The organism is Crossiella sp. NPDC003009, assembly GCF_053591555.1.
Genome location: NZ_JBSFUA010000031.1, coordinates 97,794 through 105,978 on the forward strand (window position 1 = coordinate 97,794; position 8,185 = coordinate 105,978).

The 8,185-nt window shown below is 73.1% G+C and carries 7 protein-coding genes; 3 read left to right on the forward strand and 4 right to left on the reverse strand.

The features are described from left to right. Nucleotides 1-6 precede the first annotated feature (6 nt). The gene (locus tag ACWDY5_RS27735) at nt 7-1,065 is read left to right on the forward strand and encodes a WXG100 family type VII secretion target (RefSeq protein ID WP_449725087.1); all 1,059 of its coding nucleotides are present in this window, start codon (nt 7-9) and stop codon (nt 1,063-1,065) included. Nucleotides 1,066-1,119: 54 nt separating this feature from the next. On the opposite strand, the gene ACWDY5_RS27740 is transcribed toward ACWDY5_RS27735, so the two are convergent. Then, nucleotides 1,120-1,626, reverse strand: a complete 507-nt coding sequence (locus tag ACWDY5_RS27740; RefSeq protein ID WP_449725088.1) for a hypothetical protein — start codon at nt 1,624-1,626, stop codon at nt 1,120-1,122. A gap of 3 nt (nt 1,627-1,629) precedes the next feature. Beyond that, nucleotides 1,630-2,376, reverse strand: coding sequence for a 6-phosphogluconolactonase (gene pgl / locus ACWDY5_RS27745; RefSeq protein ID WP_449725089.1), 747 nt, complete (start codon nt 2,374-2,376; stop codon nt 1,630-1,632). A gap of 142 nt (nt 2,377-2,518) precedes the next feature. Here pgl and ACWDY5_RS27750 point away from each other — a divergent pair, with 142 nt between their 5' ends. Next, nucleotides 2,519-3,955: an alpha/beta fold hydrolase gene (locus tag ACWDY5_RS27750; protein WP_449725090.1), complete on the forward strand. Its 1,437-nt coding sequence runs from the start codon at nt 2,519-2,521 to the stop codon at nt 3,953-3,955. Nucleotides 3,956-4,042: 87 nt separating this feature from the next. Next, nucleotides 4,043-5,125, forward strand: coding sequence for an isoaspartyl peptidase/L-asparaginase family protein (locus ACWDY5_RS27755; RefSeq protein WP_449725091.1), 1,083 nt, complete (start codon nt 4,043-4,045; stop codon nt 5,123-5,125). Between the two features lie 7 nt (nt 5,126-5,132). On the opposite strand, the gene ACWDY5_RS27760 is transcribed toward ACWDY5_RS27755, so the two are convergent. Together ACWDY5_RS27760 and ACWDY5_RS27765 are read right to left on the reverse strand one after the other, a co-directional pair. Further along, complete coding sequence (locus ACWDY5_RS27760) at nt 5,133-5,753, reverse strand: FKBP-type peptidyl-prolyl cis-trans isomerase (RefSeq protein ID WP_449725092.1); 621 nt, start codon at nt 5,751-5,753, stop codon at nt 5,133-5,135. Between the two features lie 98 nt (nt 5,754-5,851). After that, nucleotides 5,852-7,963, reverse strand: coding sequence for a hypothetical protein (locus ACWDY5_RS27765; RefSeq protein ID WP_449725093.1), 2,112 nt, complete (start codon nt 7,961-7,963; stop codon nt 5,852-5,854). Between the last annotated feature and the right edge of the window lie 222 nt (nt 7,964-8,185).

Sequence of the window (8,185 nt, forward strand, 5' to 3'; positions counted from 1 at the left end):
CTGACGATGGAGTGGTTCTCCAACTTCGACGGCGCGACCAAGTCCCTGGACGGCTCCGGTGCGATCGGTAGCACCGCGGAGACGGTCTCGGCGCTGGTGCAGGGCGAGTTCCCGGAGGCCGGCGCCTCCGCGGCCGGGCTGGCCTTCGACGCGGTGGGCGTGGTCATGGACCCGTTCGGCTCGCTGCTGGAGGCCGGGATCGGCTGGGCGATGGAGCACATCGGCCCGCTCAAGGAGTGCCTCGACTACGTCAGCGGGGACGACGGCGAGGTCAAGAAGGGCGTGCTGGCCTGGCACAACGTGTCCAAGGAGATCACCGACCTGGCCACCGACACCCGCAACGAGCTCAAGGCGCAGATCGGCGGCTGGAGCGGTGACGCGCAGCAGGCGTTCAACGAGCAGATGACCATCGTCAACGACAGCCTGCTGGCCATCAGCGGCGAGGCCAAGGCCACCTCCGAGGCCGCGGGCGGGCTCGGCCAGGCGATGGCCGTGGTGCGCGCGATCGTGCGGGACACCATCTCGATCGTGGTCGCCGAGATCATCAAGGCCATGGTCGCGGCCGGCCTGACCGCCTTCTTCACCTTCGGCGCCTCCATCGCCGCCGGGGTGTCCTGGGTGATCGCCAGGGTCGGCATGGCGGTCTCGAAGATCATGAAGTACTTCACCAAGTTCCTGCGCCTGTGCCAGGGCGTGAACCGGGTGCTGTCCACGATGATCCAGAACATGGCCAAGGCGGCCAGCAAGATCAAGGGCCTCGGCGGCCTCGGCAAGTACAGCCGCAGCGGGTTCGACCTGTCCAAGAGCGTCAGCAAGACCAACCAGAGCATGTTGCGCGGGCTCAGAGGCAACAGAGGCGAGCAGATACCCCGGCTGGACGGCTTGAAGGACGACTACGGGCAGGCCGCCGAGTACGGCAAGCAGGTCGGCAAGGAAGTCGGCAAGGAGTACCTGTGGCAGGCCCCGATCAAGGTCGGCCTTGAGGCGGGCAAGACCGCGGTGAAGGACGACTTCAACCCGGAGAACATCGAGCAGAACGAGAAGAAGGGCTGGTGGGAGAAGTAGCTCCCGCCCGCTGACGCGAAGGCCCGGTCCCGGCGGACCGGGCCTTCCGCGCGTTCAGGAGCGGTAGAAGCGGCGGGCGCGCCGCCACCCCGCCGGGTTGAGCCGCCTGGCCAGCGCGGGCCCGAACCGCCTGGACACCCCCAGCGCCAGCAGCAGCGCGCCGGCCAACAGGAAGGCGATCCGCAAGCCCCACTGCGGGCCGCGCGGGGCCAGTGGCGCGGTGGACAGCTCGGTGCGGCCCCACAGGCTGGGTTGCCGGCCCCACACCTCGATGTCCCCGGCCTCGCGCTGGGCGCGGGTGAGGCTCAGGTTGCCGCGCTCGGTGCTCCGGTCGTCCCAGGTGACGCTGACCGCGCAGTAACCGGTGGTGCAGGGTTCGGCCAGGGTGGCCCGGCCGTGCAGTGGGGCGGGCTCCTGGCGGAAGGTCAGGGCGAGCAGGACGAGCAAGGCCAGGCCGAGGAGTCCGGCGATGATCCGGACGGTGATGATCACGGTGTAGGCCAGGCGGGGGAAGCGGCGGTAGAGCTGCTCGTGGTCGGGGTGCGCGCCGGGGTAGGGCATGGCTCAGGCGGGGACCCGCGCGGCGGCGGTCCGGTCCAGCAGCCACAGGGTGCGCTCGGCGCCGCGGGCGCCCGCGGCCGGGATGTCGACCTCGGACACGCCGGTCAGGGCCTGGGCCACCGGGTCGGCCTTGGCCTCGCCGGTGGTCATCAGCCACACCTGGCGGGCGGCGCGGATCGCGGGCAGGGTGAGGCTGACCCTGGTGGGCGGGGGCTTGGGGCAGTCGCGGACGGCGACCACGGTGCGCTCGGTCTCGTGCACGGCGGGGGAGTCCGGAAAGATCGAGGCGGTGTGGCCCTCCTCGCCGACGCCCAGCAGGCACACGTCGAAGGCGGGCACCGCGCTGTCACCGGCCTTGGCCAGGATCTCGGCGTAGGCGGCGGCCGCGGCGTCCGGGTCGTCGCCGAAGCGGCCGTCACTGGGCTCCATCGCGTGCACGCGGGCCGCCTCGACCGGGATGTGGTCGAGCAGGGCGGCCCGGGCCTGGGTCTCGTTGCGGTCCGGATGGCCGGCCGGCAAGAACCTTTCGTCTCCCCAGTACAGGTCCACCCGGCCCCAGTCCACCGCGTCCCTGGCGGCCAGGTGGCGCACCTGCTCCAGCACCGCGTTGCCGGTGCGGCCACCGGTGAGCACCAGCGAGGCCGAGCCGCGCGCCGACTGGGCATCCACCAGCGCCGTGACCAGGCGCGCGGCGGCCGCGGCGGCGAGCAGTTCCTGGTTGGCGTGCACCACTACCTGCGCTCGGCTCATGGTCATCCATCCTGCCCTATCGGCCTACGGAGCGAGCCCGTAGGGGACCGGGGTCGCGGATCATCCCCGGGGTGGCAGACGGGGACCCGGCCGGTGCGCGAGCGTCGGTGCGGTCATGGTCACCACGAGGAAGGGGGACTCGATGCGGTCGACCACCCGAGCGCTGGGCGTGCTGCTGACCGGCTCGGCGCTGCTGCTGGCCACCGGCACGGCTGCCGCGCGGCCCGGCCCGGACCGGAGCATCGCCTGGACGCCGTGCCCTGAGGACAAGACCGTCGAGTGCGGCACGCTGCGGCTGCCCGTCGACTGGGCCGATCCGGCGGGGGAGAAGTTCGACCTGGCCGTGGCCCGCCGCGCCGCCTCGGATCCGGCGCGGTGGATCGGCGTGCTGCTGGTCAACCCCGGTGGCCCCGGTGGCTCGGGCGTCAGCTTCGCCTTGCGGGCCGACTCGACGTTCAGCCCGGAGGTGTTGCGGCGCTTCGACATCGTCGGGTTCGACCCGAGGGGTGTGGCGCGCAGCCACCCGGTGCGCTGCTCGGCGGAGCTGCTCCAGCGCCAGCCCTCGCGGTACCCGGGAACCCAGGCGGAGTTCGACCGGCTGGTCGCCTTCAACCGGGAGGTCCAGGCTGACTGCCGGGCGCGGACCGGGCCGCTGGCCGGGCACGTCGACGCCAAGGCGGTGACCAGGGACATGGACGCGCTGCGCGCCGCCCTCGGTGAGCGGCAGATCAGCTACTTCGGGGTCTCCTACGGCTCGCTGTACGGCCAGCGCTACGCCGAGGAGTACGGCCACCGGGTCCGGGCGATGGCCCTGGACTCGGGCATGGACCACAGCCTGGGCGCGACCGCCTTCGCCGCCACCGAGGCCGCCGCGGCCGAGGACTCCTTCCACGAGTGGGTCCGCTGGTGCGAGCGCACCCCCGGCTGCGCCCTGCACGGCCGGAACCTGTTGCGGGAGTGGGACGACCTGCTGGCGGGGGCCGACCGGGGCGAGGTCAGGGATCCTGCCGATCCCGGCCGGATGCTCACCTCGGCTGAGCTGACCGAGCGGGCGTTCATGCACCTGCGCGACCCGGCATGGGCGGAGCTGGCCGACTACGTCAGGGCGGTGCTGGACCAGCGGCCGCGCACGCTGGCCGCGCCGCCGGAGACCGCGCCGAACCCGTTCCCGTTCGTCTTCTGCCAGGACTGGCGGATGGCGGTGCGCACGCTCGCCGACCTGACCCGGATCACCGAGCTGACCCGGCGGATCGCGCCGCGCCTGCGGGGCTCCCTGGCCGGGCAGCTGGCGGTGACCGGCTGCCTCGGCGCGCCCGCGGCCACCAGCCCGCAGCGTGAGCCCCGGCTGACCACCGCGCCCCGGCTGTTACTGCTGCACGCGGCGCACGACCCGATCAGCCCGTACGCGTGGGCGGTCAACCTGCACCGGCAGGCCCGTGGCGGCACCGCGCTGCTCACCTATGACGGCTGGGGCCACGGGGTCTACCGGCGCAGCGCCTGCACCAGGGCCGCGCTGGCGGAGCACCTGCTCCACGACAGGCTGCCCGCCGAGGGCGCGCGCTGCGCCGCCGTCGAGTGAGCGGCACCGACCAACGGCCGGTGCCGCCGCGCCCTCGCTGGATCTAGGCAGGAAGCACCACAGCCTGGACGAGGAGGGGACACCGTCATGCGAGGACGAGCCACCGTAGTGCTGACCGCGGCCGCGCTGCTGCTGGTCGGGCCGCAGAGCAGCGCCCTGCCCGAGCAGCCGGCCGCACCCGGCGGGGCCGAGGTCGCCGAAGCCGAGGGCCGCAGGCCGGCCCCGGACGCCCGGAACGTGGTGCTGGCCGTGCACGGCGGCGCCGGCGGCGGCCTGGTGCGCAAGGACACCAAACCCGAGGTGGAGAAGGCCTACCGGGACGGCCTTGCCGCGGCGCTGCGGGCGGGGCAGAAAGTGTTGCAGGGCAAGGGGAGCAGCGTGGACGCGGTGGAGGCCGCGGTCAAGGTGCTGGAAGACGACCCGTTGTTCAACGCGGGCCGGGGCGCGGTGTTCACCGAGGACGCCGGGCACGAGCTGGACGCCTCGATCATGCGCGGCAAGGACCTGGCCGCCGGGGCGGTGGCCGGGGTGCGCAACGTGCGCAACCCGATCTCGGCGGCGCGGCTGGTGATGGACAAGAGCAAGCACGTGCTGCTCGCCGGTGAGGGCGCGGACGACTTCGCCGCCCGCAACGGCCTGCCCACGGTCACCCAGGACTACTACTGGACCCAGGCCCGCTGGGACGCGCTGATGAAGGCCAAGAACCCGGCGACCAGGGACCTGGCCGACCCGCAGGCGCACGGCACGGTCGGCGCGGTCGCGCTGGACCGGTCCCGCGACCTGGCCGCGGCCACCTCTACCGGCGGCCTGACCAACAAGATGACCGGTCGTCTCGGGGACTCGCCGGTGATCGGCGCGGGCACCTACGCGCGCAACGACACCGCCGCGGTCAGCGCGACCGGCGCCGGTGAGGTGTTCATCAGGGGCGCGGCCGCGGGCACCATCTCGAACCTGGTCGAGTTCGGGCGGCGGTCACTGGCCGAGGCCGCCTTCGACGTGGTGGTCAAGCGGCTGCCCGCGCTCGGCGGCCAGGGCGGGGTGATCGCGCTGAACCGGGCCGGGGAGTTCGACGCGCCGCACAGCACGCCGGGCATGCTGCACGGCTACCTGACCGCGGATGGCCGGGTCGTCACAAAGGTGTTCCTGGACGAGACCCCGGCCAACCGCTGAGGTCAGGTCAGGAACCGGAGCCCGGGGTCACCTTGAGCACGTCGATGACGAAGATCAGGGTCTCGTTCGGGCCGATGTCGCTCTGGCCACGCTCGCCGTAACCCAGGTTCGGCGGCACCACCAGCACGCGGCGGGCGCCCGCCTTCACACCGATCAGGCCCTGGTCCCAGCCCGGGATGACCCGGCCCGCGCCGACCTGCACCGGGAACGGCTTGCCCGCGTCGTAGGAGGACTGCTTGAAGGCGCGGTCGGAGAAGGTGGTCAGGTGGTAGTGCGCCTCGATCGAGTCGCCAGCCTTGACCGCGGGGCCGTTGCCGGGGGTGATGTCCTTGGACAGCAGCTCGGCGGGCGCGGAGCAGCCGGTGGGCACGGTCACCGTGGGCTTGGCGTTCGCCGCGCCCTCGACCTTGAACGCGTCCAGCGCGCAGGCCGGGCCGGTGGGCTTCGGCGCGGCGCTGGTGCTCGGGGCCGCGGCGCTGGTGGCCGAGGTCGGCGTCTGGTTGGCCTTGGCCAGCTCTTCCGGCGAGGCGGGCTCTTCGCTGGGCGTGCAGCCGGCGAGCAGGCCCAGCGCGGTCACCGCGCCGAGGGCGAGCAGCCGGACCCGGGAGGTCGTGTGAGAAGTGGACACGGCACGCAGCCTAGACGGCCCCGGCCCGCCGGGTGGCGGACCGGGGCCGTGCGCTGCTCAGATCCACGGCGCGAGCAGCCGGGCCAAGCGCTCGCCGGTCAGGAGAACCGGACCTCCACCTTGGTGTACTCGCCGGGCGTGCCCTCGCGTTTCAGCACCTCGACCTTGGTGAAGCCGTACCTGCCCGCCATCTTCCCGGTGAAGGTGCCGCGGGCCGCGTCTTCGGGGGTCTTCTTCTCCCTGATCAGCTTGTTGAACGTGCTGAGGTTGTCGCCGTTGTACCAGTTGCCTTCGACGGCCTTGACCCTGGAACCGAAGTGGTCCATCACGGTGCTGAAGAACTTGCCGCCGACCGCCTCCACCCCGGTCGCGTTCTCCACCACCACCGACATGCTGCCCGCGTTGTCCAGGGTCGCGTGGATCCCGGTCTTGCCGTCGGGCAGGAACAGCGCGGCCTCGCGGTAGTTCCAGACGGTGGCCCGCGCCGAGTTGGCCAGCATCTCTCCGAACCGGAGGATCCGGGCAGGCGGGAAGAGCGCGGCCGCGGTCCACGCGCACGCCTCGGCCTGGCCCCAGCCGGTGTCGGTGGCGCACCGGATGAAGTCGTCGATCATGCCCTTGGCCAGCGCGAGCAGCACCTGGCCCGCCACCACCGCGGTGTTGAACATCTGCTCGGTGGTGTAGTGGAAGTCGATCGGGCTGGTGCCCACCTCCACCCGGCGGCACTGTCCCTTGCCGGTCGCCCCCGGCGGGCAGTCGAAGGTGAAGAACCGCAGGGTGCCGGTGATGTGGTGGTCGACCTTGTAGAAACAGGTCGCCGAGCTCGCGCCGAAGCCGAGGCCGCTGCCCCAGCAGCGGGCCGACTTGGGGTCGACCGTCGGGGTGTCCTTCATGTTCTCCGGCACCTTCTCGATGCCGAAGGGGCTGACGTCCTTCTCTTTGGGGACCTCGCCGACGTTCTCCCGCTGTTCGCTGACCTGGTGGAACCGGGCCGCGGCGTCCTTGGCCTCCTGGGCGGCGCGTTCGGCCGCCTCGGCGTCCTTGCCGGCCTGGATCGCGTCGGCGCGGGCCGCCTCGGCGGCGCGCTGGGCGGCGGCGGCCGCGGTGTTCGCCCTGGTCGCCGAGGCGGAGGCCCTGGCTGCCGAAGCGTCGGCGCTGCGGGCGCTCTTGGCGGCGTTGGCGGCGGCGTCGCGGGCCCGCTTGGCCGACTGCGCGGCCTGGTCGGCTGAGCGCTGGGCGGCCTCGGCGGAGGCCTTGGCCGAGTCGGCGGCGATCTTCGCCTGCTCGGCCGACTCCTGGGCCTTGGCCGCCCACCGCGCCGCTTCGTCAGCGGCCTGGCGGGCGATCGCCGCGTGCTCGGCGGCCAGGTTGGCGTTCTGCCTGGCCAGTGCCGAGGACTGGTCGGCCCTGGCCAGGTAGCTGTCGATCTGCGCGCGGTGGGTGGCGGTGTCGGCGTCGCGCAGCCTGGCCTGGGGCAGCTCCACGTGCAGGAAGCGGGTGACGTAGCTGTCCGGGCCGGAGAGCGCGGCCTGCGCGCCCGCGGCCACCTCGCGCAGTCCGTCCCGCTGCGCCTCGGCCAGGATCTTGTTGACCTGCCTGCGGTCATCGGCCTTGGCCGCGGTGAACCGGCCGGTCTCCAGGAACCGGTGCAGCGCCTCGGCATCGCCCCTGGAGTCGGCGTTGAGGGCCTCGTTGCCCGCGGTGTGGACCAGCGAGTCCGGTCCGGCCGCGGCCATCACCTGGTTGACCTGCTTGCGGTCGTCGTTCACCTTTCCGGGGTAGTTCCGCAGGCGTAGGAACTCCTTGACTTGCTGGTGCGTTCCGGTCTGGGTGGCGAAGGCGGCCGCCTGCTGGGCCGGCCGGTCGGTGGACCCGGCGATGATGCCGAGCCCGGCCCGGTCGTCCTGTTCCACGGCCTGGCCGAGCGCGGTGCTGACGAACAGCCGCACCGCGGGGTCGGGGCCGCTCAGCGCGGTGACGGCCGCGGTTTGCGCCCAGGGGCCGCCCCGGGCGAGCAGCCGCAGTGCGGCCGCGCGGCCGTCGCGCAGGGCGTTGGGTCCCTGCTTGGCGGCTTCGGTGAGCAGGCGCTGGGTCTCCTGGTCGAAGGTCTCGGCCTGACCGCCCTGCCAGCGGCGCTGGTCCTGCTCCTCGGCCTCGGCGCGGGCGGCCTCCTCGGCGTCCCGGACCGCCTGCGACTCCTGCTGCTTCACGCGTTCGTCGTCGGCGGCCCTGGCGGTCGCGGCGACCTGGTGCGCCTGATCGGCGGCCGACTTCGCCTGCTGGGCGGCGCGATCGGCCTCGGTGGCCGCGGTGGCGGCCCGCCGGGCGGCGGCCTCGGCGCGCGATCGTGGTCAGCAGCCGGACCACCGCGTTCAAGGTGAAGAACCTGCGCCGCGATCCCCGGGTGTGGCTGTGCGTGCTGCCGGATGCCT